Origin of the sequence: Streptomyces sp. cg35 (assembly GCF_050410835.1) — a bacterium.
GTDB lineage: Bacteria > Actinomycetota > Actinomycetes > Streptomycetales > Streptomycetaceae > Streptomyces.
Window position 1 is genome coordinate 5340746 of sequence record NZ_CP191268.1, and the last position, 24934, is coordinate 5365679.

Sequence of the window (24934 nt, forward strand, 5' to 3'; positions counted from 1 at the left end):
GCCCATTGTGGGCCAGTCGGAGGACGGTGCGCGCCCGGCGGCGGTGTCGGCCCCTGATCAGGGCCTTGAGCTGCAAAGATCCGGCGCCATGCAACTAGTACGACAAAACGAAGAAACCGCCGCAAAGGTGACCCCCGCGCGACCCGGGAAGCGGGCGGCGTTCCGCGTCACGGCCGCCGCTCTCGCCGCCGCCGCGCTGGCCACCGGCTGTGCCTCCGGTTCGGGCGGCGAGGCGGTGCGGCCGGCGCCCGGGCAGCAGGGCCTGAACGCGCCGCCGGCCCGCGCCCTCGACTCGTACGCCACCAAGCTCAAGGTCCAGCAGGCGCAGCGGGCCGCCGCGGCCAGGCGCTGGGGCGTGGCGAAGGTGCCGCTCGCCGCGCCGAAGCCGCCCGCGAAGAAGCCCGTCATCAAGCCGCGCAAGGGCTTCGAGGTCGACGACCAGGCCGAGCTCGGCCTGCCCCCCGTCTTCACCACGATCCCCACCAAGGACAAGGTCGTCTTCCTCACCATCGACGACGGGGCCGACAAGGACCCGCAGTTCCTGAAGATGATGAGCGACCTCAAGATCCCGTACACGGCCTTCCTGACCGATGCCGAGGTCAAGCCCGACTACGCCTACTTCAAGCGGGCCCAGAGCCTGGGTGTCACCCTCAACAACCACACGCTGCACCACCCGTACCTGCCGGGCCTGTCCTACGCGCGGCAGAAGCACGAGATCTGCGGCATGCAGGACGTCATCGAGAAGAAGTACGGCAAGCGGCCCACCCTCTTCCGGCCCCCGTTCGGCAACTACAACCAGGACACCCTGAAGGCCGCCAAGGCCTGTGGCATCACGTACGCGCCGATCTGGAACGCCGAGGCGTTCGTGGACCGGATGGACTACCGCGAGTGGGACCGGGACATCCATCCGGGCGACATCATCCTCACGCATTTCCGGGGACGCTCGGACTGGAAGGGCACCATGCCCGACATGATCCGCAAGTTCCTGAAGTACGTCACCGACAAGGGGTACGCGGTGGCCCGCCTGGAGGACTACCTGTGACAACTCCCTGGGCGGGGGCGGCCGTTCGGGCGGCCGGGGTGCGGCGGGCCATCGCCTGCGCCCTGGCCGCCGCGCTGCTCACCGGGTGCGCGCAGTCCGTCGACCCGATCGAGCGGATGGGCAGGAAGGCCGCGCAGAAGGTCCGGCACCATCCGCGTCCGGCGGCCGGCGCCGCAGGCCCGGCGGCCCCGGGCGCCCATCGCCGCTGGGGCCTGCCGGCCCCGCTGGCCCCGGCGCCGGGACCCCCCGCCCAGCGGGTGCTCCCGCCCCGGGCGCCGGGAAAGGTCCCCCCGGTCATCGACCGCGTCCCGACCAAGGACAAGGTCGTCTTCCTCACCTTCGACGACGGCGCGGAGAAGGACTCCCGCTTCGTCGACATGGTCCGTGACCTGCGGCTGCCGATCTCGATGTTCCTCACGCACTCCGTCGCGGGCCCCGGCTACGACCACTTCGGCCAACTGCGGGCGCTCGGCGCGGGGGTGGAGAACCACACCCTCACGCACCCCTTCCTGCCCGGCCTCGGCTACGTGGAGCAGCACGCGGAGATCTGCGGCCAGCAGGACCGCCTCAAGGGCCGCTTCGGCACCGCCCCGCGCCTGCTCCGCCCGCCCTACGGCAACTACGACGCGGACACGCTGCGGGCGGCCGGCGCGTGCGGCATCGACGCGATCGTCCTGTGGCGCGCCTCGATGCAGATCAACGACCTGCGCTACGCCGACGGCGACCGCCTGCGCCCCGGCGACATCATCCTGACCCACTTCCGCGGCCCGTCCGACCTCAAGGGCACGACGCTGACCGAGATGACGACGCGGATGCTGCGGCGCATCCAGGAGCAGGGGTTCACCGTGGGACGGCTGGAGGACTACGTCTGAGCCCGCTGCCAGGCGGCGACCGCCAGGGTCACCGTCCAGGCGGCGGCGAACAGCTGGACCGCGCCGGCGTACGGGCGCCGCAGCCACAGCAGCGCGGCGCCGAACAGCAGGGTCATGGCGGCGCCGCCGCCCCACCACCACACCTCGGTCCAGTCCGTGGCCGGCGGCGGGCCCCCCGACTTCGGGTCGTAGGACGACCGGGCCATCCCGTGCAGCATCAGGGAGAAGCCCGCGAGCAGGGCGTAGCCGATCTCCAGGAACACCACGAAGGCCACCACGCAGCCACCGGTGAACGCGTCGTCGTCCTGCCGCGCCTGCGCGCTCACGCCGAGGCCAGCCGGGCCAGTGCCGCGAGGCCCAGGAAGGCGCCCGCGAGGAGCTGCGCCCCCGCGGTGACCGGCAGCCCCGCGCGCCCGCCGAAGGCGAAGGCCGACGCCGCGATCAGGACGGCGAGACCCAGGTAGGTCCACGACCACGCCTCCTGGGCGGGGCGGACGTGGGCGGCGAACTGCCAGATCGTGGTGACGGCGTACGCGAGCGCGTCCACGAACAGCACGAAGACAGCCAGGGCGATGTCGCCCACGAGGGATTTGCGATGCTGACCGGCCATGCCCGCACCCTCGTACGGAACCGGCGACTCCACCGCCCGCGTTCCCCAATCGAGACCGACCCGTGCCCCGAAGGAGCGCGGGGAACGGCGCGAGCGGTCACGGCGGAGCCGCACTCGGCAACGCGGGGAATCCCCCGCGGCGCATGGCCGGATCGGGGCGCAGCTCCGTTCGAAATCCCCCGCCGCGCCGGAGCCGATTAGCAGTCCGCTTGACCGAGTGCTAATCGCGGTCATAGTCTCGGCTCTGGCACTCCCCACCGGAGAGTGCCAACAGCGACGGGCAGGTCCGGCACCCGCGACGACGGATCCACCTGGTCGCCACCTCAGACAGTTAACCCCGTGAGATCTCCGAAGGGGGAGGTCGGATCGTGACGACCGCCAGCTCCAAGGTTGCCATCAAGCCGCTCGAGGACCGCATTGTGGTCCAGCCGCTCGACGCCGAGCAGACCACGGCCTCTGGCCTGGTCATCCCGGACACCGCGAAGGAGAAGCCCCAGGAGGGCGTCGTCCTCGCCGTGGGCCCGGGCCGCTTCGAGAACGGCGAGCGCCTGCCGCTCGACGTGAAGACCGGCGACATCGTGCTGTACAGCAAGTACGGCGGCACCGAGGTCAAGTACAACGGCGAGGAGTACCTCGTCCTCTCGGCTCGCGACGTGCTCGCGATCGTCGAGAAGTAATCACCTCGAAGCGAATGCTTTGAAGAGCTGCGCCCCTGGTCACCCTGCTCAAGCCGGGCGGCGAGGGGCGCAGTGTCATTACTCCAGTTTTCGAGAGGGCTGAACCGCTCCCATGGCGAAGATCCTGAAGTTCGACGAGGACGCCCGTCGCGCCCTCGAGCGCGGCGTCAACAAGCTTGCCGACACGGTCAAGGTGACGATCGGCCCCAAGGGCCGCAACGTCGTCATCGACAAGAAGTTCGGCGCCCCCACCATCACCAACGACGGTGTGACCATCGCCCGTGAGGTCGAGGTCGAGGACCCGTACGAGAACCTCGGCGCCCAGCTGGTGAAGGAGGTGGCGACCAAGACCAACGACATCGCGGGTGACGGTACGACCACCGCCACCGTGCTGGCCCAGGCCCTCGTCAAGGAAGGCCTGCGCAACGTCGCCGCCGGCGCCTCCCCGGCCGCCCTGAAGAAGGGCATCGACGCCGCGGTGAAGGCCGTGTCCGAGGACCTCCTCGCGACCGCCCGCCCGATCGACGAGAAGTCCGACATCGCCGCCGTCGCCGGTCTGTCCGCCCAGGACGCCCAGGTCGGCGAGCTCATCGCCGAGGCGATGGACAAGGTCGGCAAGGACGGTGTCATCACCGTCGAGGAGTCCAACACCTTCGGCCTGGAGCTCGACTTCACCGAGGGCATGGCCTTCGACAAGGGCTACCTGTCCCCGTACTTCGTCACCGACCAGGAGCGTATGGAGGCCGTCCTCGACGACCCGTACATCCTGATCCACCAGGGCAAGATCGGGTCCATCCAGGACCTGCTCCCGCTCCTGGAGAAGGTCATCCAGGCCGGTGGCTCGAAGCCGCTGCTGATCATCGCCGAGGACGTCGAGGGCGAGGCCCTGTCGACCCTGGTCGTGAACAAGATCCGCGGCACGTTCAACGCCGTCGCCGTGAAGGCCCCCGGCTTCGGTGACCGCCGCAAGGCGATGCTCCAGGACATGGCCACCCTCACCGGTGCCACCGTCATCGCCGAAGAGGTCGGCCTCAAGCTCGACCAGGCCGGTCTGGACGTCCTCGGCTCCGCGCGCCGCGTGACCATCACCAAGGACGACACCACGATCGTCGACGGTGGCGGCAACAAGGCCGACGTCGACGGCCGCGTCAACCAGATCAAGGCCGAGATCGAGAACACGGACTCCGACTGGGACCGCGAGAAGCTCCAGGAGCGCCTCGCGAAGCTCGCCGGCGGCGTCTGCGTCATCAAGGTCGGTGCCGCGACCGAGGTCGAGCTCAAGGAGAAGAAGCACCGTCTGGAGGACGCCATCTCCGCGACCCGCGCCGCGGTCGAGGAGGGCATCGTCTCCGGTGGTGGCTCCGCGCTCGTCCACGCCGTCAAGGTCCTGGAGGGCTCCCTCGGCAAGGAGGGCGACGAGGCCACCGGTGTCGCCGTCGTCCGCCGCGCCGCCGTCGAGCCGCTGCGCTGGATCGCCGAGAACGCGGGCCTCGAGGGCTACGTGATCGTCTCCAAGGTCGCCGAGCTCGAGAAGGGCTCCGGCTACAACGCCGCGACCGGTGAGTACGGCGACCTGGTCAAGGCCGGCGTCATCGACCCGGTCAAGGTCACGCGCTCCGCCCTGGAGAACGCCGCGTCCATCGCCTCCCTGCTCCTGACGACCGAGACCCTGGTCGTCGAGAAGCCGGCCGAGGAGGAGCCCGAGGCCGGTCACGGCCACGGTCACTCGCACTGAGGCGCTCCGCCGAGCTGACCTGAACCGAGGCCCGGCTCCCTGTCGCAGGGAGCCGGGCCTCGGCGTTTTCCTGATGCGGTTTCGACGGGAACGGCGCGACCGGCCACAGCGGACCCGCACCCGGCGACTACTGCGGCCCGTACTTGCGCCCCGTCTTCGACGTGATCCCGCCCAGCAGCGCGCGCGGCGTCACCTTCACCACGCCCATCAGCGCCTTGTACCGCGGATCCGGGATCGACAGGGACCTGCCGCGGGACAGATCGGTGAGCGCCGCCGCCACCAGCTTGTCGGCGTCCAGCCACATCCACTTCGGGATGTTGCCCGTGCCCATCCCGGCCCGCTGGTGGAACTCCGTACGGACGAAGCCCGGGCACAGCGCCATCAGCCGTACCCCGCTGCCCGCCAGGTCCTTCGCCGCGCCCTGGGTGAACTGCACGACCCACGCCTTCGACGCCCCGTACGTGCCGCGCGGCACGAACGCCGCGACCGACGCGACGTTGATCACGCCGCCGCGGCCGCGCTCGCGCATCACCTCCGTCGCCGCCGACGTCAGCCGCAGCACCGCCTCGCAGTGCACCTTCAGCATGGTCAGCTCGTCGGCCATGGGGACTTCCAGGTAGCGGCCCTTGTTGCCGAACCCGGCGTTGTTGACGAGCAGATCGACCGCGGCCTTACGGTCCTTCAGCCGCTCCTCGACCGCCGCGATGCCCTCGTCCGTGGCGAGGTCGGCCGTCAGTACCTCGGCCTCGATGCCGTGCCGGTCGTGCAGTTCGGTCGCCTGCTCCTGAAGCCGCTTGGTGTCGCGCGCGACGAGCACCAGGTTGTGGCCGTCGGCGGCGAGGCGCCGGGCGAACGCGGCGCCGATGCCCGCGGTGGATCCCGTGATCAGTGCCGTAGTCATGGGCCAAGGTTAGTGACGGTTCAGTGGTGCTCGTGATCACCGGGTCCTGCTCCGGCCGGGGTGTGTGCCCGCTGCCCCTTGTCGACGACCACGAACTGCCCCATCATCCCGCCGTCCTCGTGGTACAGCAGATGGCAGTGGTACATGAACGGGACGTCCGGATCGGCGAAATCGGGCCCTCCGTCGAACCGCAGCGCCAGCTTGACCGTCGTCCCGTTCGGCAGGAACACCGTGTCCTTGCGCCCGCGCAGCTCGGGCGGCGGCGTCCCGCCGTTGATCTCCAGCACCCTGAACTGCACATCGTGGACATGGAAGTTGTGCGGCATCCCGTTGCCGTTGTGCACGGTCCACACCTCGGTGCTGCCGCGCGTGACGATCTCGTCGACGCGGTCCATGGCCATCGCCCGCCCGTTGATCCCGCTCATCTTCAGGTCGAAGGAGCGCGAACGCACCGCGTCGGCGGCCTCCGGGAGCTCCAACTCGCCCAGGACGTGCGGCACTTCGGGGGACGGTCGCAGGGTGCCCGCCGCCCGCAGCTGCAGTACGTCGAACGAGTCGTCCCCGCCGCCGAACCGGCGCTGCCACGCGTCCCCGTAGCCGTCGTGCGCGTCACTGCGCAGCACCGTGCGCTCACCCGGCTCCATCCGCACCACGACCTCGGCCCGCTCACCCGGCGACAGCCGTACCCGCTGCATCGCCGCGGGCCGCTCCAGCAGACCGCCGTCCGTCCCGACGAGCGCGAAGCCCCGCCCGTCCGAGAACCCGAAGTCGTACGTCCGGGCCGTGGACGCGTTCAGCAGCCGCAGCCGTACCCGCTCGTCACGCACGACCCGGTACGGATCGAGGGTGCCGTTCACCATGGTGCGGTCGCCGAGGAAGCCGACGGACCGCATCATCTTGTGCCCGTGGTCGAAGGCCGCCCCGTCGAACTTCACGTCCTGCACGATCACCGGCAGATCGTCCACGCCGTACGTCTTCGGCAGCGCGAGCCGCGCGCTCCTCTCGTCGTCGAGCAGGAACATCCCGGCGAGCCCGCGCTGCACGTGCCGCTCCGTCCGCCCGTGCGGATGCGGGTGGTACCAGAGCGTCGCGGCGGGCTGGTCGACGGTCCAGCGGGGCGTCCACTCCTCGCCCGGCCCGGTCATCCGGTGCGGGCCGCCGTCCATCCGGGCGGGCAGATGCATGCCGTGCCAGTGCACGGTGGAGGGCTCGTCGAGCCCGTTGTGGACACGGACCTCGACCTTCTCGCCGCGCTTCGCGCGCAGCGTGGGACCCAGGTAGTCGCCGTTGAAGCCCCACGTCCTGGTCGTGCGGCCGGGCTCGAACTCCTTCTCGCCCGCCCGCATCCGCAGGTCGAAGACGCGACGGCCGCTCCTCTCGTCCAGCCGGGACGCGGCGAGCGGCGGCACCGCCAGCTCGTTGCGGAAGTCCGTCGTGCCGACGGTGCTCACCCGCGCGTCGTTCCAGAGCCACAGCACACCGCCGCCGACCGCGAGGACGAGGACGGTGACGAACGCGCCGAGGGCGACGAGGACGCGCTTGAGGCGGGACTTTCCGGCAGCTCGGGTCATGCGTCGAGCGTCCCGCCGGCCCCGCCGCGGCACATCGGGGGCGGCCCCTGACGCGCCCCCCGACTCAACCCCCGTACGCCACCAGGGTTCCCCCCTACGCGGACGAGCCGTACTTCTCGACGTACGCCCGCGCGGCCTTCAGCTCCTCGGGGCGCAGCGCGTCCCCGGCGGCGAGCACCCGCGGCAGCAGCTCGCGCTCGGTGGTCACCGCGCGGAACACGAAGGCGACGGTCACCTCGTGGTCGGGCCGGTGCACGACCTCGATCGGGTCCCCGGCCCGGATCTCACCGGGCTCGATCACCCGCAGGTACGCGCCGGGCCTGCGGTCCTGCGTGTACCGCTTGACCCAGCCCTTCTCGCCCAGGTGCCCCTGGAAGGTCCGGCACGGGATCCGGCTGGAGGTCACCTCCAGCAGCAGGTCGGGGCCGATCCGCCAGCGCTCGCCGACCTTGGCGCCCGTGATGTCGACGCCCTCGGTGGTGAGGTTCTCCCCGAAGGACCCGCTGGGCAGCGCCCGGCCGAGGGTGGCCTCCCACGCGTCCAGGTCCTCGCGCGCGAACGCGTACACCGCCTGGTCGTTCCCGCCGTGGTGCCGCTTGTCGCACACGGCGTCCCCGGCGAGGCCGCTGCCGCCGGTCCCCTTGGGGCCGGGCGCGGTGACCCGCACGGGCCCGTCGACCGGCTGCTTGTCGATGCCGGTCACGCCCTCGGGCTGATCGGTGTACTCGACGGTCTCGGGCCGGCCCAGGTTCAGCGACAGAAGTCTCATGACACCGACGTTACGAGACCCGTGACCAAAGTCGCCATGCATTAATCGGCGCGATCTCCAAGCTCCGCTTATGCTTGGGGCATGATCGAGGCCCGTCATCTCCGTGTCCTGCGCGCCGTGGCCGCCACCGGGTCCTTCTCGGCGGCCGCCCGCGAGCTGGGCTGCACCCAGCCCGCGGTCAGCCAGCAGATGAAGGCCCTGGAGACCTCGGCGGGCACCCCGCTCCTCATCCGCACCGGCCGCGAGATGCGCCTGACCCAGGCCGGCGAGGCCCTCGTCCGGCACGCGGCGGGCATCCTCGCCGGGCTCACCGCCGCCGAGGAGGAGGTCGCCGCGATCGCGGGCCTGCGCGCCGGCCGCGTCCGCCTCGTCTCGTTCCCCAGCGGCAGTTCGACGCTGGTCCCGACGGCCCTGGCCGCCCTGCGTGCCGAACACCCGGGCACCCGGGTGTCCCTGGTGGAGGCGGAGCCCCCGCGCTCGGTGGAGATGCTGCGCGAGGGCGACTGCGACGTGGCCCTCGCCTTCCGGTACGAAGGCGCGCACGCGGCGCAGGAGTGGGACGACCTCGTCGTCCGTCCCCTGCTCGCCGACCGGCTCGTGGGCCTGGTCCCCGAAGGGCACCGGCTCGCGGAGGCGGGCTCGGTGACCATCGACGCATTCGCCGACGACCCCTGGATCGCGGGGTGTCCGCGCTGCCGCCGCCAGCTGGTCGAGGTGTGCCGGGGCGCCGGGTTCGCGCCGCGCATCGACTTCGCCACGGACGACTATCCGGCGGTGGTCGGCCTGGTCGGCGCGGGGCTCGGTGTTGCCGTGCTGCCCGAACTGGCCATCGAGTCCGTTCGCCCCAAGGGTGCACGGACAGTAACCGTTGAACCGGCCGTGCAGCGCGAGATCGTCGCGCTGACACTGCCCGATCTGGCCCAGGTGCCGGCGGTCGCCGCGACCCTCGACCATCTGGCGAAGGCCGCCACGCGCTGAGCACGGGCGCGGGCCCGCCCGAGTGCGCCCGCGGCCGCCGCGTCAGCAGAAACGTTCCTTCAATTGCGTGCGGCGGCAGCCGTGGCCGCTGCGCCCCCCGCTGTCGACGCCGTGACGAGCCGGTTGCGGGCCCGTCCCATCAGCTCTTCGCGCTCGTCCTCGGTGAGCCCTCCCCACACGCCGTACGGCTCGCGCACTTGTAGGGCGTGAGCAGCGCACTCCGCGCGCACCGGGCACCTCATGCAGACCTCTTTGGCCGAGTTCTCGCGGGCGCTGCGCGCCGCTCCTCGCTCGCCCTCCGGGTGGAAGAAGAGCGAGCTGTCGACCCCGCGGCAGGCCGCGAGGAGCTGCCAGTCCCAGAGATCTGCGTTCGGTCCGGGAAGGCGGGAGAAATCTGCCATTGCGTTGTCCCCTTGTAGCCGTTGTGACGCGGATACGGTGCCCATGACCGTACATCTACTGTCTAAGGAGATGAAAATATGACTCATTGAGAATCTAGCTACAGACACCAGCAAAAGGGAAGAAAAGCCGCTAAATGGGGCATAGCTTGTGATGAATCCTTGAGGGTCCGTTGCGCCATCTCGGCTGTGTGCGGCCCCTCACGTAGAGTGCCGAACTAGGCCGTCCGACCCGTAACTCTTTCGAGTGACCGTCGTTGAGAGTGCGGAGGCGGTTGAAACAACAAGCGCTCGGGCATCTGTCCGAGAGCGTCGACCGCACAGGTGACGATTCGTACCAGCCTGGAGGCCCAAGGTGACGCGCATCAGCTGCGGAGGACGGTCATGACATCCGTCCTCGTCTGCGACGACTCCCCGCTTGCCCGAGAGGCGCTCCGCCGCGCGGTCGCGACCGTGCCCGGCGTCGAGCGCGTGACGACCGCGGCCAACGGCGAGGAAGTCCTCCGCCGCTGGGGCGCCGATCGCTCGGACCTGATTCTGATGGACGTACGCATGCCCGGTCTGGGCGGCGTCGAGACCGTTCGGCGGCTGCTGTCCGCCGACCCCGGTGCGCGCATCATCATGCTCACCGTGGCCGAGGACCTGGACGGGGTCGCGCTCGCGGTCGCCGCCGGCGCCCGCGGATACCTGCACAAGGACGCCTCGCGCGCCGAGCTGCGGGCCACCGTGACGCAGGCGCTCGCCGACCCGACCTGGCGGCTCGCCCCGCGCAGACTGCGCTCGGCCGAGATGGGTGCCGCGCCCACCCTCACCGCGCGGGAGATCCAGGTGCTCGAGGGCATGAGCCACGGCCGGTCCAACGCCGAGATCGGGCGCGAGCTGTTCCTCTCCGAGGACACGGTCAAGACGCACGCACGACGTCTGTTCAAGAAGCTCGGCGCCTCGGACCGTGCGCACGCCGTGGCGCTCGGCTTCCGCTGGGGCCTGGTGCGCTAGGACCGGTGCGCCAGCGCGGGGGGACCCTGAACCCCGTCCGTCACCGGACGGACGGGGCTGCTAGGGGCACCGATCCAGCCCGCCGCGCCGCGGCTTTTCGACGCTTCGCGAGTGATGCCGCATCCTTGAGGTGTGGAGTTCCTCGGGGACGACGAGTCGGGCGAGCAGGGTCAGCGAGAGGGGAGGGCGCAGGAGATGAGTTCCGGCGCACCTGCTCATAACGCTTCGGTGCACAACCAAGGGCACGGTGCCACGGACCAGGTGTCGGCAAGGCACCATGGACCGATGCGCGACGACGAGGCAGTGACCCCGCAAGGGGTCATCGGTACGCTCGTCGGCCGCGCCGTCGACGGTGACGAGCAGGCCACGCACGATCTGCTCGCGCACGTCCATCCCCTGGCCATCCGCTACTGCCGCACGCGGCTGTCCCGGCTTCCGGGTGACGCGCGGCACTTCGTGGAGGACCTGGCCCAGGAAGTCTGTGTCGCGGTGCTGCTCGCGCTGCCGCGCTACAAGGACACCGGGCGGCCCTTCGAGGCGTTCGTCTTCGCCATCGCCGCTCACAAGGTCGCCGATCTGCAGCGCGCGGCCATGCGCGGCCCCGGTTCGACGGCCGTGCCGTCCGACGAGATGCCGGAGCGGCCGGACGATTCCCTCGGGCCCGAGGAGCGGGCGCTGCTGAGCAGTGACGCCGCCTGGGCCAAGAAGCTGCTCGCCAACCTGCCGGAGAACCAGCGGGAGCTGCTGCTCCTGCGGATCGCCGTCGGCCTCACCGCCGAGGAGACCGGGCAGATGTTGGGGATGTCACCCGGAGCCGTGCGCGTCGCGCAGCACCGGGCGCTGAGCCGCCTGCGGGCGCTCGCCGAGCAGTAGCACAGGGGCGGGGCCGGGTACGTGCGAACGTACAAATAAGGCCGATGATCTTGATCGTGGAATGAGACACGTCTTGTTCCCGTTAGCATGGACATCCGCACCGATCAAGGCCATTTGGGGAAGGTGTCATGACTGCAAACGTCGACGGAGTGCCCGAGAAATTCGCGACACTCGGGCTGACCTACGACGACGTGCTGCTGCTGCCGGGCTCGTCGGACATGGCGCCCGACCAGATCGACACCGCCTCGTACGTATCGAAGAACGTGCGGGTCAACATCCCGCTGCTGTCCGCCGCGATGGACAAGGTCACCGAGTCGCGGATGGCGATCGCCATGGCGCGGCAGGGCGGTGTCGGTGTGCTGCACCGCAACCTCTCCATCGCCGACCAGGCCAACCAGGTCGACCTCGTGAAGCGCTCCGAGTCCGGCATGGTGACCGACCCGATCACGGTGCACCCGGACGCGACGCTCGCCGAGGCCGATGCGATTTGCGCCAAGTTCCGTATCTCCGGCGTCCCGGTGACCGACCCGGCGGGCAAGCTGCTGGGCATCGTCACCAACCGCGACATGGCCTTCGAGTCCGACCGCAGCCGTCAGGTGCGCGAGGTCATGACGCCGATGCCGCTGGTGACCGGCAAGGTCGGCATCTCCGGCGTCGACGCCATGGAGCTGCTGCGCCGCCACAAGATCGAGAAGCTTCCGCTGGTCGACGACGCCGGTGTGCTCAAGGGGCTCATCACCGTCAAGGACTTCGTGAAGGCGGAGAAGTACCCGAACGCGGCGAAGGACGCCGGGGGCCGGCTGCTCGTCGGTGCGGCGGTCGGCGTGGCCGGTGACTCCTTCGAGCGCGCGCAGGCGCTGGTCGAGGCGGGCGTCGACTTCATCGTCGTCGACACCGCGCACGGGCACTCGCGGCTCGTCGGCGACATGGTCGCCAAGATCAAGTCCAACGCGAGCGGCGTCGACGTCATCGGCGGCAACATCGCGACGCGGGACGGCGCCAAGTCGCTGATCGACGCCGGTGTCGACGGCATCAAGGTCGGCGTCGGACCGGGCTCCATCTGCACCACGCGCGTCGTCGCCGGTATCGGCGTCCCGCAGGTCACCGCCATCTACGAGGCCTCGCTCGCCGCGAAGGAGGCCGGGGTCCCGGTCATCGGCGACGGCGGTCTGCAGTACTCCGGTGACATCGCCAAGGCGCTCGTCGCCGGTGCCGACACCGTGATGCTCGGCTCGCTGCTCGCGGGCTGCGAGGAGTCGCCGGGCGAGCTGCTGTTCATCAACGGCAAGCAGTTCAAGTCGTACCGGGGCATGGGGTCGCTCGGCGCCATGCAGACGCGCGGCGACCGCAAGTCCTTCTCCAAGGACCGGTACTTCCAGGAGGGCGTCGCCTCCGACGACGCGCTGATTCCCGAGGGCATCGAGGGGCAGGTCCCGTACCGGGGCCCGCTGGCCTCCGTGGTGCACCAGCTCACCGGTGGTCTGCGCCAGTCGATGTTCTACGTCGGCGGGCGGACCGTGCCGGAGCTGCAGGAGAACGGCCGCTTCGTGCGCATCACGTCGGCGGGTCTCAAGGAGAGCCACCCGCACGACATCCAGATGACGGTCGAGGCGCCGAACTACAGCCGTAAGTAGTCGCCGGTAGCCGCAGGCCATGCGGTGAGGGGCGGCCCCGGGATTGCCTGGGGCCGCCCCTCACTCGTGTGTCGGGGATACTGGACAGGCAGACCAAGAGGGAAAGGCCCACACAACGTGACTGAGATCGAGATCGGGCGCGGCAAGCGCGGCCGCCGCGCGTACGCCTTCGACGACATCGCCGTCGTGCCGAGTCGGCGCACCCGCGACCCGAAGGAGGTCTCGATCGCCTGGCAGATCGATGCCTATCGGTTCGAGCTGCCGTTCCTGGCCGCTCCCATGGACTCCGTCGTCTCGCCGGCGACCGCGATCCGCATCGGTGAGCTGGGTGGCCTCGGCGTACTGAACCTCGAAGGTCTGTGGACCCGGTACGAGGACCCGCAGCCGCTGCTCGACGAGATCGCCGAGCTGGACGCGGATGTCGCCACGCGGCGTCTGCAGGAGATCTACTCCGCTCCCATCCAGGCCGACCTGATCGGGCAGCGCATCAAGGAGGTGCGCGACTCCGGTGTCGTCACCGCCGCCGCGCTCTCGCCGCAGCGCACCGCCGAGTTCTCCAAGGCCGTGGTGGACGCGGGCGTCGACATCTTCGTGATCCGGGGCACCACCGTGTCCGCCGAGCACGTGTCGGGTGCCGCCGAGCCGCTGAACCTGAAGCAGTTCATCTACGAGCTCGACGTGCCGGTGATCGTCGGCGGCTGCGCCACGTACACCGCCGCGCTGCACCTGATGCGGACCGGCGCCGCCGGTGTGCTCGTCGGGTTCGGCGGCGGCGCCGCCCACACGACGCGGAACGTGCTGGGCATCCAGGTGCCGATGGCCACCGCGGTCGCCGATGTCGCCGCCGCGCGCCGGGACTACATGGACGAGTCCGGCGGCCGGTACGTGCACGTCATCGCCGACGGTGGCGTGGGCTGGTCCGGTGACCTGCCCAAGGCCATCGCGTGCGGTGCCGACGCCGTCATGATGGGCTCGCCGCTGGCCCGCGCCACGGACGCGCCCGGCCGCGGTCACCACTGGGGCATGGAGGCCGTCCACGAGGACGTGCCGCGCGGCAAGAAGGTCGACCTCGGGACCGTGGGCACCACGGAAGAGGTCCTGACCGGACCGTCGCACACGCCCGACGGCTCGATGAACATCTTCGGCGCGCTGAAGCGGGCCATGGCCACGACGGGCTACAGCGAGCTCAAGGAGTTCCAGCGGGTCGAGGTCACGGTGGCCGACTCCCAGCACCGGCGCTGACGCTGTGTCGTAGCAGGAAAGGGGTGGGGCCCCGCCGGATCGGCGGGGCCCCACCCCTTTTCGTGTGCGGCCTCGGTCAGAGGGCCGCCTTCTTCGAGCTGCCGAACGCGGCGACGGCGCCGATGACGAGGAAGAGGTACGTCAGGAAGTCGGCCTCGTGCTTCCAGCCCTCGTTGAGGTCGCCGAAGTGGTCGGTGAGGATGTCGATGAACGAGACGTTCCCGATCTCGGCGATGGCCATCGCGTACCCGGTGAGCTGGCCCAGGTACACCGCGCCGAGCGCCAGCACCGCGCAGACGAACGGCAGGACCTGGTTGCGGCCGCCGATCTTGCCCGCGGCGAAGCCGATGACGGCGCCGACCGCCACGGCCGCGTAGCCGATCTCGTGCTCGGTGGCCTTCATGACGGCGCCGTAGATCCAGGCCGTGACGAGGGCCAGGACCACGGCGGCGACGATGCCGAGGGCGGCGTTCCCGCTGCGGGCCGGCGGCATCGGGGGCGCGAAGCCGCCGGGATGGCCCTGCTGCTGCGGGAACGGGGCGTACGGCTGCTGGCCCTGGGGCGGCTGCTGCTGCGGGTAGCCGTAGCCCGGCTGCGGCGCCGGGGGCTGCTGCTGGGCGTACGGGTTTCCGTCCTGCGGATGTGGCTGCGGCGGCTGGGTCATGCGGTCCCCCTGAAGTGTGAACGCTGGCACGTGTGTGCGCAGAGGGGCCGCACAGTAGCAGTCAGAGCCGGTGGGCCGCGCCCGCCGGAGTCGCTCCTCTGGTGTCCAGGAGGAGCTGGGCCTTCACCGCGAGGCCCTGGAGGTCGTACGTGCGGTGGTGCTGGAGCAGGATCGTCAGGTCGGCGTCGGCCGCGGCCTCGTAGAGGGAGTCGGCGCGCGGGACCGGGCGGTCCAGCACGTTCCAGGACGGGACGTACGGGTCGTGGTAGCTGACCGCGGCGCCCAGTTGCATGAGGCGGGTGGCGATCTCCTGGGCGGGGGCGGCCTGTTGGTCGGCGAGGTCGGGCTTGTACGTGATGCCGAGGAGCAGGACGCGGGCGCCGCGGGCCGACTTGCCGTGCTCGTTGAGGAGCGTGGCCGCGCGCTGGACGACGTACGCCGGCATGTGGTCGTTGACCTGGCGGGCCAGTTCCACCATGCGCAGCGGGCGGGTGGGCAGGTGGGGCGAGGTCAGGTCCTGGGGGAGGGCGTGGCCGCCGACGCCGGGGCCCGGGCGGAAGGCCTGGAAGCCGAAGGGCTTGGTCTCGGCGCAGCGGATGACGTCCCAGAGGTCGACGCCGAGGTCGTGGCAGAGGACGGCCATCTCGTTGACCAGGGCGATGTTGACGTGGCGGTAGTTCGTCTCCAGGAGGTGGACCGTCTCCGCCTCCCGGGGGCCGCGGGCGCGGACGACCTTGTCGGTGAGGCGGCTGTAGAAGGTCGCCGCCGACTCGGTGCAGGCGGGGGTGTGGCCGCCGATGACCTTGGGGATCGCCGCGTAGGGCTGGGTGCGGTTGCCGGGGTCGAGGCGGCCGGGGGCGTGGGCCAGGTGGAAGTCGCGGCCCGCGCGCAGGCCCGAGCCCTCTTCGAGGAGGGGGAGCAGGACGGTCTCCGTGGTGCCCGGCGGGACCGGTGACTCGATGATCACCGTGGTGTGCGGGCGCAGGTGGGCGGCCAGGGTGCGGGTCGCCTCGATGACGGGGTGGAGGGACGGGGTGCCGTCCGCCCCGGGCGGGGTGGGCGCGCAGATGACGGCGGTGCGGACGCGGCCCAGTTCGGCGGGGTTCGCGGTGGGGCGGAAGCCGCCGGCGAGCATCCGGCGGACGTCGGCGGCGGTCAGGGCCGCGTCGTCGCCGTCGCCGGGGAGGCGGCCCGCGGCGAGGTCCTGGGCGCGGGCCGGGTCGTGGCCGACGGTCGCGATCCTTGCGGCGACGGCGGCCTGGGCGAGCGGCAGGCCGAGGTGGCCGAGGCCGACGACGGCGAGGTCTGCGGGCATGGCGTTTGCCGTCCTTCCCGGAGGCGAACCCGGCTTCTAGCCGGGGCGGGACGAGTGTGCAAGCCCTGTGGACAGGACGGGCGAGCGCAATGTCAGACTAGGAGTAAATATGACCGATATGCGGCATTGCGCCGCCATGGGTTAGGGAGTGTTGCCGGGGCGGCTTCGTGGTGGCCGGAATCGGGCGGGAGGGCCAGAATCGGGAACATGCCGCATTCGGTGCCCCTGCTTGCGTCCCGCGAGCCCGGGTACACCTGCCGGTGAGGCCGGCGCCGACGACAGCGGGAGGCAGCAGTGAAGGCAGCGACACTGGGACCCGAGCAGCGCGCGGAGGCGCTCGCGGCCATGGCCGAGGGCGAGCTGGACATTCTTGTCGTGGGCGCCGGGGTGGTCGGTGCGGGAACCGCGCTGGACGCGGTGACCCGGGGCCTGTCCACCGGGATCGTCGAGGCGCGGGACTGGGCCTCGGGCACGTCGAGCCGGTCCAGCAAGCTGATCCACGGCGGGCTGCGGTATCTGGAGATGCTGGACTTCGCGCTCGTACGGGAGGCGCTGAAGGAGCGGGGCCTGCTGATCGAGCGGCTCGCACCGCACCTCGTGAAGCCCGTGCCCTTCCTGTACCCCTTGCAGCACAAGGGGTGGGAGCGGCTGTACGCGGGATCGGGTGTCGCCCTCTACGACGCCATGTCGATGGCCCGCGGACACGGGCGCGGGCTGCCGATGCACCGGCATCTGTCGCGGCGCCACGCGCTGCGGGTCGCGCCCTGCCTGAAGAAGGACGCGCTGGTCGGCGCCCTGCAGTACTACGACGCGCAGATGGACGACGCGCGGTACGTGGCGACCCTGGTGCGGACCGCCGCCATGTACGGCGCGAAGGCCGCCAACCGGGCGCGGGTCACCGGCTTCCTCCGCGAGGGCGAGCGGGTCGTCGGCGCGCGGGTGCAGGACGTGGAGGGCGGCGGCGAGTACGAGATCCGCGCCAAGCAGGTCGTCAACGCGACCGGGGTGTGGACCGACGACACGCAGGCCATGGTGGGCGAGCGCGGCCAGTTCCACGTGCGCGCCTCCAAGGGCATCCACCTCGTCGTGCCGAAGGACCGGATCAACTCCACCACCGGGCTCATCCTGCGGACCGAGAAGAGCGTGCTGTTCGTGATCCCGTGGGGCCGGCACTGGATCGTGGGGACCACGGACACCGAGTGGGACCTCGACAAGGCCCATCCGGCGGCGTCCAGCGCCGACATCGACTACCTGCTGGAACATGTGAACTCCGTGCTCGGCGTGCCGCTCTCGCGGGACGACGTGCAGGGCGTCTACGCCGGTCTGCGGCCGCTGCTCGCCGGGGAGTCCGACGCCACCAGCAAGCTGTCGCGGGAGCACACCGTCGCGCACCCCGTGCCCGGGCTCGTCGTGGTCGCCGGCGGCAAGTACACGACGTACCGGGTCATGGCGAAGGACGCCGTGGACGAGGCGGTGCACGCGCTCGACCAGCGGGTCGCCGAGTGCGTGACCGAGGACGTGCCGCTGGTGGGCGCCGAGGGGTACCGGGCGCTGTGGAACGCGCGGGCCAGGATCGCCGCGCGCACCGGGCTGCATGTGGTGCGGGTGGAGCACCTGCTCAACCGGTACGGGGCGCTGGCCCAGGAAGTGCTGGAGCTGATCACCGCGGATCCCGGTCTCGGGGCGCCGCTGGGCGGAGCCGAGGACTATCTGCGGGCCGAGGTCGTGTACGCGGCGTCGCACGAAGGGGCGCGGCATCTCGACGACGTGCTGACCCGGCGGACCCGGATCTCCATCGAGACCTTCGACCGGGGGACGCGGTCCGCCCGGGAGGCCGCCGAACTGATGGCTCCGGTGCTCGGCTGGGACAAGGACCAGGTGGAGCGCGAGGTCGAGCACTACGAGAAGCGGGTCGAGGCGGAGCGGGAGTCGCAGTTGCAGCCCGACGACCTCACGGCCGACGCGGCCCGGCTGGGGGCGCCGGACATCGCGCCGCTGTAGGCGGTCCGCCGTTCGCGTGGCGCACAACTCGGCTCCCGGCACACGGTGTTCGGGAGCCGGGGCGCCCGCCGCGTCCGGGTTGCCGTGCGCGGGGGCGGGGTCGAGGCGCTGTTCCGTTGTCAGTTGGGGGATCGCCAGTGGTCAGCAGGGCTTCCCCCGGGCCTTGCTCTTGGTGACGAGCAGCGGAAGAGTGACCTTCACAGAAGGATCAACGGGTGGCGTGCTGCCCGGATCCAGGCAGAGCAGAGCCACGGCCGGAGGAATGGCCGGGAGTGTCCGGAGTACGGGCATGACGGTCCCTTCGGGACGTTCTCGGCAAGGGTGCCGGAGGACCGACCCTGGGCGTAGGGCGGTCGTCGCGTGAGGGACAATGAAGGCTCTGTCAGGGCGGGTTGCAGAGGGGACGCATGTCGGAGTCGGAGCGGGCGGGCGAGGCCCGTCAGGACAAGAGCGCTCGTCAGGACTCGTCCTTGCAGGACGCACAGGACGTTCACGACGGCCCGGACGAGGCGTCGTCCACCGGTGGCAAGTCCGCTTCCGGCCAGGATGCGACCGGCCGGCTGCTCGCCGGGCGGTACCGCCTCGGCGACGTGCTCGGCCGCGGCGGCATGGGCACCGTGTGGCGGGCCAAGGACGAGACCCTCGGACGCACGGTCGCGGTCAAGGAGCTGCGCTTCCCGTCGAGCATCGACGAGGAGGAGAAGCGACGCCTCATCACGCGCACGCTGCGTGAGGCGAAGGCGATCGCCCGGATCCGCAACAACGGCGCCGTCACCGTCTTCGACGTCGTCGACGAGGACGACCGGCCGTGGATCGTCATGGAGCTCGTCGAGGGCAAGTCGCTCGCCGAGGCCATCCGCGAGGACGGACTCCTCGAACCGCGGCGCGCCGCCGAGGTCGGGCTCGCCGTCCTCGACGTGCTGCGCTCGGCCCACCGGGAAGGCATCCTGCACCGCGACGTGAAGCCGTCCAACGTGCTGATCGCCGAGGACGGGCGGGTCGTGCTGACCGACTTCGGCATCGCCCAGGTGGAGGGCGACCCCTCGATCACCTCCACCGGCATGCTCGTCGGCGCGCCCTCCTACATCTCGCCCGAGCGCGCCCGCGGGCACAAGCCCGGTCCCGCCGCCGACATGTGGTCGCTGGGCGGTCTGCTGTACGCCGCCGTCGAGGGCGTGCCCCCGTACGACAAGGGGTCGGCGATCGCCACGCTGACCGCGGTGATGACCGAGCCGGTCGATCCGCCCAAGAACGCCGGGGCGCTGGAGCAGGTCATCTACGGACTGCTCGCCAAGGACCCCGCGCAGCGGCTCGACGACGCGGGCGCCCGGGCGCTGCTGAACGACGTCATCCACGCGCCCGCGCCCAAGGCGGTCGCCGAGCCGGAGCCGGTCGAGGCCACCAAGGTCGTGCCGCTGCCGCCCGCGCCGCCCCTCGACAAGCCCGCGGGCAAGGCCGGTTCGTCCGTCGCCGCCCGGAGCGAGGAGGCCGCGGAGAAGCTGCGCGGCGCCCTCAAGTCGGTGCGCAAGGCGGCGGCCGCCGCCACGGCCGCCCGGGAGAAGCCCGCCGGGTCCGCCGCCTCCGCCTCGGCGCCGGTGGCGTCCGGCCGGATCCCGGCGCAGCCCGGGGGACCGCCGCGCACCCCGGCCGGCAAGGCGTCGATCACCGATGTCGTGCCGCGCCGCACCCTCGCGATCATCGCGGCCGTCGTCGCGCTCGTCGTCATCGGTGTCGTCCTGGCCGTCTCCCTCAACGGCGGTGACGGCAACGGCGGCGGCGCCAAGAACGGCGGCGACAAGGCCTCGTCCGCCGGGTCCACCGGGTCCGGCGGCAAGGACACGGGCAAGGGCGGGGAAGAGGCCCAGGGGCAGGAGCAGGGCAAGGGGTCCGGCGAGGACGAGCCGGACGAGAACGAGCCCGACGAGAACGAGCCGGACGAGAACGAGGGCGGCTCGTCCGACCCCGGCCAGGGCGCCTCGCCCGGCAATGACGACTCCGGCTCCGGCGCCGACACCTCGGCCACCCCGTACAAGCACTCCCAGGGCTTCTCGATCGATCTCCCCAAGGGGTGGAAGTACGGCTCCACCAGCGCCGCCGGGGCGCGCTTCACCGGCCCCGACGGACAGAAGCTGCTGGTCGGCTGGACCAGCACGCCGAAGTCCGACCCGGTCGCGGACTGGCGCAGCCAGGAGAACTACATGCGCCGCTCCCAGTACGACCGCATACGCATAGCCGCGGTGGACTACCGCGGCTGGAACACGGCCGACTGGGAGTTCACCTATGTCGACGGGGGCACCAAGTACCGCTCGATAGACCGGGGGTTCGTGGTGAACGGCTCGCAGGGGTATGCGCTGATGTACACCGCGAAGGACGCCGGCTGGGACGGGGCGAAGCGCAAGGCGACCTGGAAGACGTTCACGGAGTCCTTCAAGCCCAAGAGTTGAAAACCCAAGTCCTCAACTCCGGAGCCGTTCGGCACGTATCGTGAGTGCTTGCGGACCGTACGCAGCCGTATCAGGAGGCGTCGTGACGCGACAGTGCGTACAACTGGGCACAGAACGAACGGATTTGACCGCCGGGTGGAGCAGGGGGTGTCGTCGTGGACGAGTACGCGGGACGGGTGCTCGCCGACCGGTACCGGCTGCCCGTTCCGTCCTCTGACGCGTACGAGTCCGCCGAGTCCGCCGAGACCCGCGCCTTCGACACCTACAGCGGTCAGGAAGTCCTCGTCCGGCAGGTGCCGCTGCCGGAGACCGTCGAGGCCGAGGTGCTCGACGCGGACGGGCTGCCGGAGGGGTTCCGGCCCGGGGCGGCCGCCGCCCGGGGGTCCGCCGAGCCCGCCGTGGCGCGGGCCATAGAGGCCGCCCAGGCCGCCGCGCAGATACCCGACCATCCCCGGCTCGACCAGGTCTTCGACGTGTTCGCCGAGGGCGGGTCGCTGTGGGTCGTGAGCGAGGCCGTCCGGGCGCGGCCGCTGGCCTCGGTGCTGGCCGAGGCGCCGCTGAGCCCGTACCGGGCCGCCGAGGTCGCCTCCGACGTGCTGACCGCGCTCCGGGCGCTGCACGCGCACGGGTGGGTGCACCGGAACATCACCGCCCGGACCGTGCTGGTCTGCGACGACGGGCGGATCGTGCTGACCGGGCTGGCCGCCGGGGCCGCCGAGGAGGCCCTGTGCGGGTACGACCCCCGGCCGCCCCGGTCGCCGGAGGACGAGGACGGGTTCGGGTCGGGCACCGGGAGCGCCGCGCCGCAGCCGGCCGCGGCGCCGCCGCCCTCGCAGTCCGCGCCGGTGCCCGCGCCCGCCGCCGCACCGGACCCCGGGGACTACCGGGCCGCTCGGGCCGGGGCGATCGCCGCGTACCGGGCGGGAGCGCGGGCGGCCGCCGCCGGGGGACGTATCGATGATCCGTACGGGGTGGGGGAGTCCTGGCACGGGGCCGCGCCCCGGCCCGGGCGCTCTGTCGAGGCCGCCGTGGACACCGGGGTGCGGCCGACCCGGTGGAACGAGCTGATCCCCGGCGCCGAGGACTCGGAGCTCCGCCCCAAAAGCGCCGGAGGGGCTGGAGAGGCGCCGGCCGGAGCCGAATCCCGGGACGCAGCCGCCGCGGACGGCCGCCAATTGGGCGGGGTCGCCGCCGAGCGGGCCCGGCAGGTGCGGATGACCGTGGTCGGGCCCGTCACCGAGCGGTGGGCGCCCGAGCAGGCCTATCCCGTGCAGGAGAGCTGGCAGTTGGCCGCTCCGGTGGGGCCCGCCACCGATCTGTGGGCCCTGGGGGCCCTGCTCTTCCGGGCCGTGCAGGGGCACGCGCCCTACCCGGAGGAGTCCACGCCGGAGCTCGTGCAGATGGTGTGCGCCGAGCCGCCCGCGTTCGCCGAGGAGTGCGGGCCGCTGCGGCCCGTCGTCGAGTCGCTGCTGCGGCAGGACCCCACCGAGCGGCTCGACTTCGAGGAACTGCGCGGCTGGCTGCGGTCGTTGGTGCGCTCCGCGCCCGAGCCGGAGGCCGGGGCGAACGTGGTGCCCGCGCCCCCGTTCGACGCCGCCCGGCTGCCCGTCGTGCGCCGCCGCGGCGAGCTGGTCCGCAGGCGTCGTGCCGCGGCCGCCGGTCACGCGAGGCACAAGCGGGGCCGCGCCGAGCGGGCGCCGAAGCCGCAGCGGGCGTCCAGGCCGCAGCGGGCGTCCAGGCCGCAGCGGGCACCGAGGGAGCGGCGCGAGCGCGGGCCCAGGTCGCTGGGCCGGTGGCTGGTCGTGCTGGTCCTGGTCGGGCTCGTCGGCGCGGTGGCGTACGCGATGGTGTTCATGCCGAAGGCCGAGCCCGGCGAGGGCGCGCAGGAGAACGCCAACTCGGTGGGCGAGGCGCCCGAGCGCTCCCCGTCCGCGGCGGACGGGAAGGGCGACGGCAGGCCGTCGGCCCCGGACGCCTCGAAGACGCCGGACGGCAAGAGCAGTTCCACCCCGTCCAGCACACAGCCGCAGTCCGATGTTGCCGCAGGGTTCACCCTCCGCAAGGACCCCGAGGGCTTCGAGGTCGCCGTCGCCAAGGGCTGGCAGCGGCAGGGGAAGAACGGCCGGGGGCAGGTCCTCTACACCCACGGGAAGTTCGAGCTGCTGCTCGTCCCCGGGCGGGACTCCACGTCCTCGTACGGCAGTGACCCCATGAAGTACCAGCGGGAGGACGAGCGCGAGCTGCAGCCGTTCCGCGACTCGACCTGGGCGACCTCCAGCGGCATGAAGACCATCGACGTCGGCGGGCGGTCCATGGCCGAGGGGCAGTTCACCTGGCAGGGCTCCGACGGGCGCGAGGTGTACGTGCGGAATCTGGCCATGGTCGTCGGCGGGAAGTACCACGTCGTGCAGGTCCGGGGTCCGGAGGCGGAGCGCGACGAGGTGACGCGGCTGTACGAACAGGCGTCGTCCACCTACCAGTACGGCGGCTGAACCGGGAGGTTTCGGACGCGACGCGCGTCACAGTGCTGTTTCCATGGCACCCCGCCTGTTCCTTGAGTGTCGCCCGCTCCCTAGTGTGGCCCCGTCAAGACCTTTGCGGGGGAACGTGAATCAGATGCAGGGCCAGCTCCTCGCGGGCCGCTACCGGCTCGGTGAATCGATCGGACGCGGCGGCATGGGCCGCGTGTGGCGCGCCCATGACGAAGTGCTGCACCGGGCCGTCGCGGTGAAGGAGTTGACGGCCGCTCAGTGGGTCGCCGAAGCCGATCGTGCGGTGCTGCTCGCCCGAACGCAGACGGAGGCGCGGGCCGCCGCGCGGATCAATCACCCCGCGTGCGTGACCGTGCACGACGTGCTGGAGCACGACGACCGGCCGTGGATCGTCATGGAGCTGGTCGAGGGGCCCTCGCTGGCCGACGCCGTCAAGGAGCACGGCCGTATCGTGCCCGCCGAGGCCGCCCGCATCGGCCTGTGGACGCTGCGGGCGCTGCGCGCCGCGCACAACGCCGGGGTGCTGCACCGCGACGTGAAGCCGGGCAACGTCCTGCTCGCCCGCAACGGGCAGGTCAAGCTGACCGACTTCGGCATCGCGCAGCTGGAGGGCGACTCGACCATCACGCGGACCGGCGAGATCGTCGGGTCCGTCGACTACCTCGCCCCGGAGCGGGTCAGCGGCTCCGAGCCCGGGCCCGCCTCCGACCTGTGGGCGCTCGGCGCCACCCTGTACACGGCCATCGAGGGGATCTCGCCGTTCCGGCGCACCTCGCCGCTGAGCACCATGCAGGCGGTCGTCGAGGACGAGCCCGAACCCCTGGAGCACGCCGGGGCGATGGGGCCGGTCATCAGCGCGCTGCTGCGCAAGGACCCGGCCACCCGGCCCAGCGCCGACGAGGCCGAGATGATGCTCGCCGAGGCCGCGGAGGGCCGGCGGTCCAGCGCGGCGCAGGCGTATGTGCCGACCCAGGTCCACGTACCGACGCCGACGCCCCCGCCGGCCCCGCGCCCGGAGACGGCCACGTCGGTGGCGCCGCCCGCGCAGCCGCCGGTCGTCCTGGGGCCCCGGCGGCGCTGGCCCCGGGTGCTGGGTGTCGTGGTCGCGGCCCTGCTCGTCGGGGGCGGCGGCGCGGCCGGGGCGATGTACTACGTCGACCACCGGGACGCCGGCAGCGGCGACTCGGCACAGCAGAACACCGGGGGCCAGCAGGGGTCCGGGTCCGGGGGTAAGTCCGGCGCCATTCCCGACAACTGGGTGCCGTACGACGACGTCGAGGGCTTCAGCCTGAAGCTGCCGCCCGGATGGAAGCGGCAGCAGGACGGCTCGCAGATCGACTACACGCCCGACGGCGGCCAGCGGTTCGTCCGCATCGCCATCGACCAGGGCTCCGAGTGGCCGGACTCCTACCAGCACCAGCTGGAGCTGGAGCAGGGGCTGCAGCCCAAGCTGCCGCACTACAAGCGGGTGGCGTTGCAGTCGAACATGTTCCGGGGCCGGCCGGGGTCGCTGTGGGAGTTCACCTGGACCGCCGGGACGCAGGACGCGACGTCCGGTCCGCGGCACGCCATCGAGCAGACCTACCGGGCCGCCGACGGGAGGGAGTACGCGATCTATCTGTCCGTGCCGGCCGCGGACTGGGACGGCGCGCGGGAACAGTTCGACGCGATTCTGCGGGGCTGGCAGCCCGCTTAAGGCCTGAAAGAGCTGACCGGAACC

Annotated in this window: 21 protein-coding genes; 13 read left to right on the forward strand and 8 right to left on the reverse strand. The window is 71.7% G+C overall.

Going from position 1 to position 24934, the window contains the following annotated elements; genetic code table 11:
- Positions 1-88 precede the first annotated feature (88 nt).
- A complete protein-coding gene (locus ACQUQD_RS24500) occupies positions 89-1042 on the forward strand; it encodes a polysaccharide deacetylase family protein (protein ID WP_428954270.1) in 954 nt (317 codons plus the stop codon).
- Entirely contained in the window at positions 1039-1914 is an 876-nt protein-coding gene (locus ACQUQD_RS24505) for a polysaccharide deacetylase family protein (protein ID WP_428954271.1), read from the forward strand. The genes ACQUQD_RS24500 and ACQUQD_RS24505 overlap by 4 nt, the downstream gene beginning before the upstream one ends.
- On the opposite strand, the gene ACQUQD_RS24510 is transcribed toward ACQUQD_RS24505, so the two are convergent.
- Together ACQUQD_RS24510 and ACQUQD_RS24515 are read right to left on the reverse strand one after the other, a co-directional pair.
- Positions 1905-2240 (reverse strand): hypothetical protein, encoded by a 336-nt coding sequence (locus ACQUQD_RS24510; RefSeq protein WP_428954272.1) that lies wholly within the window; start codon positions 2238-2240, stop codon positions 1905-1907. The two genes, ACQUQD_RS24505 and ACQUQD_RS24510, sit on opposite strands and share 10 nt — an antisense overlap.
- Positions 2237-2524, reverse strand: coding sequence for a hypothetical protein (locus tag ACQUQD_RS24515; protein ID WP_428954273.1), 288 nt, complete (start codon positions 2522-2524; stop codon positions 2237-2239). Before ACQUQD_RS24515 ends, ACQUQD_RS24510 begins: the two co-directional genes overlap by 4 nt.
- Positions 2525-2892: 368 nt before the next feature.
- On the opposite strand from ACQUQD_RS24515, the gene groES reads away from it, so the two are divergent.
- Both groES and groL read left to right on the forward strand, forming a co-directional pair.
- Positions 2893-3201 (forward strand): co-chaperone GroES, encoded by a 309-nt coding sequence (gene groES, locus ACQUQD_RS24520; RefSeq protein WP_016434667.1) that lies wholly within the window; start codon positions 2893-2895, stop codon positions 3199-3201.
- 112 nt (positions 3202-3313) lie between these two features.
- A complete protein-coding gene (gene groL, locus ACQUQD_RS24525; protein WP_428954274.1) occupies positions 3314-4936 on the forward strand; it encodes a chaperonin GroEL in 1623 nt (540 codons plus the stop codon).
- A 127-nt stretch (positions 4937-5063) separates the two neighbouring features.
- Here groL and ACQUQD_RS24530 read toward each other — a convergent pair whose 3' ends face one another.
- From ACQUQD_RS24530 to ACQUQD_RS24540, 3 genes are all read right to left on the reverse strand, one after another.
- The gene (locus tag ACQUQD_RS24530; RefSeq protein WP_428954275.1) at positions 5064-5837 is read right to left on the reverse strand and encodes an SDR family NAD(P)-dependent oxidoreductase; all 774 of its coding nucleotides are present in this window, start codon (positions 5835-5837) and stop codon (positions 5064-5066) included.
- A gap of 20 nt (positions 5838-5857) precedes the next feature.
- Entirely contained in the window at positions 5858-7408 is a 1551-nt protein-coding gene (locus ACQUQD_RS24535) for a multicopper oxidase family protein (protein ID WP_428954276.1), read from the reverse strand.
- Between the two features lie 94 nt (positions 7409-7502).
- Positions 7503-8177, reverse strand: a complete 675-nt coding sequence (locus ACQUQD_RS24540) for an MOSC domain-containing protein (protein ID WP_428954277.1) — start codon at positions 8175-8177, stop codon at positions 7503-7505.
- An 81-nt stretch (positions 8178-8258) separates the two neighbouring features.
- Here ACQUQD_RS24540 and ACQUQD_RS24545 point away from each other — a divergent pair, with 81 nt between their 5' ends.
- Positions 8259-9155 carry a LysR family transcriptional regulator gene (locus ACQUQD_RS24545; protein ID WP_428954278.1) on the forward strand — a complete coding sequence of 299 codons (897 nt, stop codon included), beginning with the start codon at positions 8259-8261 and terminating at the stop codon, positions 9153-9155.
- Positions 9156-9214: 59 nt separating this feature from the next.
- Here the strand turns inward: ACQUQD_RS24545 and ACQUQD_RS24550 are convergent, their stop codons facing one another.
- Complete coding sequence (locus ACQUQD_RS24550) at positions 9215-9556, reverse strand: WhiB family transcriptional regulator (protein ID WP_428954279.1); 342 nt, start codon at positions 9554-9556, stop codon at positions 9215-9217.
- A 381-nt stretch (positions 9557-9937) separates the two neighbouring features.
- Between ACQUQD_RS24550 and ACQUQD_RS24555 the strand changes: the two genes are divergently transcribed.
- The 4 genes from ACQUQD_RS24555 (at position 9938) to ACQUQD_RS24570 (ending at position 14298) form a co-directional block, all read left to right on the forward strand.
- Positions 9938-10549 carry a response regulator transcription factor gene (locus ACQUQD_RS24555; protein WP_003948568.1) on the forward strand — a complete coding sequence of 204 codons (612 nt, stop codon included), beginning with the start codon at positions 9938-9940 and terminating at the stop codon, positions 10547-10549.
- A gap of 285 nt (positions 10550-10834) precedes the next feature.
- Complete coding sequence (locus ACQUQD_RS24560; RefSeq protein ID WP_428954280.1) at positions 10835-11422, forward strand: sigma-70 family RNA polymerase sigma factor; 588 nt, start codon at positions 10835-10837, stop codon at positions 11420-11422.
- A gap of 128 nt (positions 11423-11550) precedes the next feature.
- Positions 11551-13056 carry an IMP dehydrogenase gene (gene guaB, locus ACQUQD_RS24565; protein ID WP_428954281.1) on the forward strand — a complete coding sequence of 502 codons (1506 nt, stop codon included), beginning with the start codon at positions 11551-11553 and terminating at the stop codon, positions 13054-13056.
- Positions 13057-13173: 117 nt separating this feature from the next.
- Positions 13174-14298, forward strand: a complete 1125-nt coding sequence (locus ACQUQD_RS24570; protein WP_428954282.1) for a GuaB3 family IMP dehydrogenase-related protein — start codon at positions 13174-13176, stop codon at positions 14296-14298.
- Positions 14299-14374: 76 nt separating this feature from the next.
- Here the strand turns inward: ACQUQD_RS24570 and ACQUQD_RS24575 are convergent, their stop codons facing one another.
- Entirely contained in the window at positions 14375-14962 is a 588-nt protein-coding gene (locus tag ACQUQD_RS24575) for a hypothetical protein (RefSeq protein WP_428954283.1), read from the reverse strand.
- 61 nt (positions 14963-15023) lie between these two features.
- On the reverse strand, positions 15024-16277 hold the full coding sequence (locus ACQUQD_RS24580; RefSeq protein ID WP_428954284.1) for a nucleotide sugar dehydrogenase: 1254 nt from the start codon (positions 16275-16277) through the stop codon (positions 15024-15026).
- Between the two features lie 294 nt (positions 16278-16571).
- On the opposite strand from ACQUQD_RS24580, the gene ACQUQD_RS24585 reads away from it, so the two are divergent.
- The 4 genes from ACQUQD_RS24585 (at position 16572) to ACQUQD_RS24600 (ending at position 24910) form a co-directional block, all read left to right on the forward strand.
- A complete protein-coding gene (locus tag ACQUQD_RS24585) occupies positions 16572-18278 on the forward strand; it encodes a glycerol-3-phosphate dehydrogenase/oxidase (protein ID WP_428954285.1) in 1707 nt (568 codons plus the stop codon).
- Between the two features lie 407 nt (positions 18279-18685).
- Positions 18686-20722: a serine/threonine-protein kinase gene (locus ACQUQD_RS24590; protein WP_428954286.1), complete on the forward strand. Its 2037-nt coding sequence runs from the start codon at positions 18686-18688 to the stop codon at positions 20720-20722.
- A gap of 155 nt (positions 20723-20877) precedes the next feature.
- Positions 20878-23214, forward strand: coding sequence for a protein kinase (locus tag ACQUQD_RS24595; protein ID WP_428954287.1), 2337 nt, complete (start codon positions 20878-20880; stop codon positions 23212-23214).
- A gap of 124 nt (positions 23215-23338) precedes the next feature.
- A complete protein-coding gene (locus ACQUQD_RS24600; protein ID WP_428954288.1) occupies positions 23339-24910 on the forward strand; it encodes a protein kinase domain-containing protein in 1572 nt (523 codons plus the stop codon).
- Positions 24911-24934 lie beyond the last annotated feature (24 nt).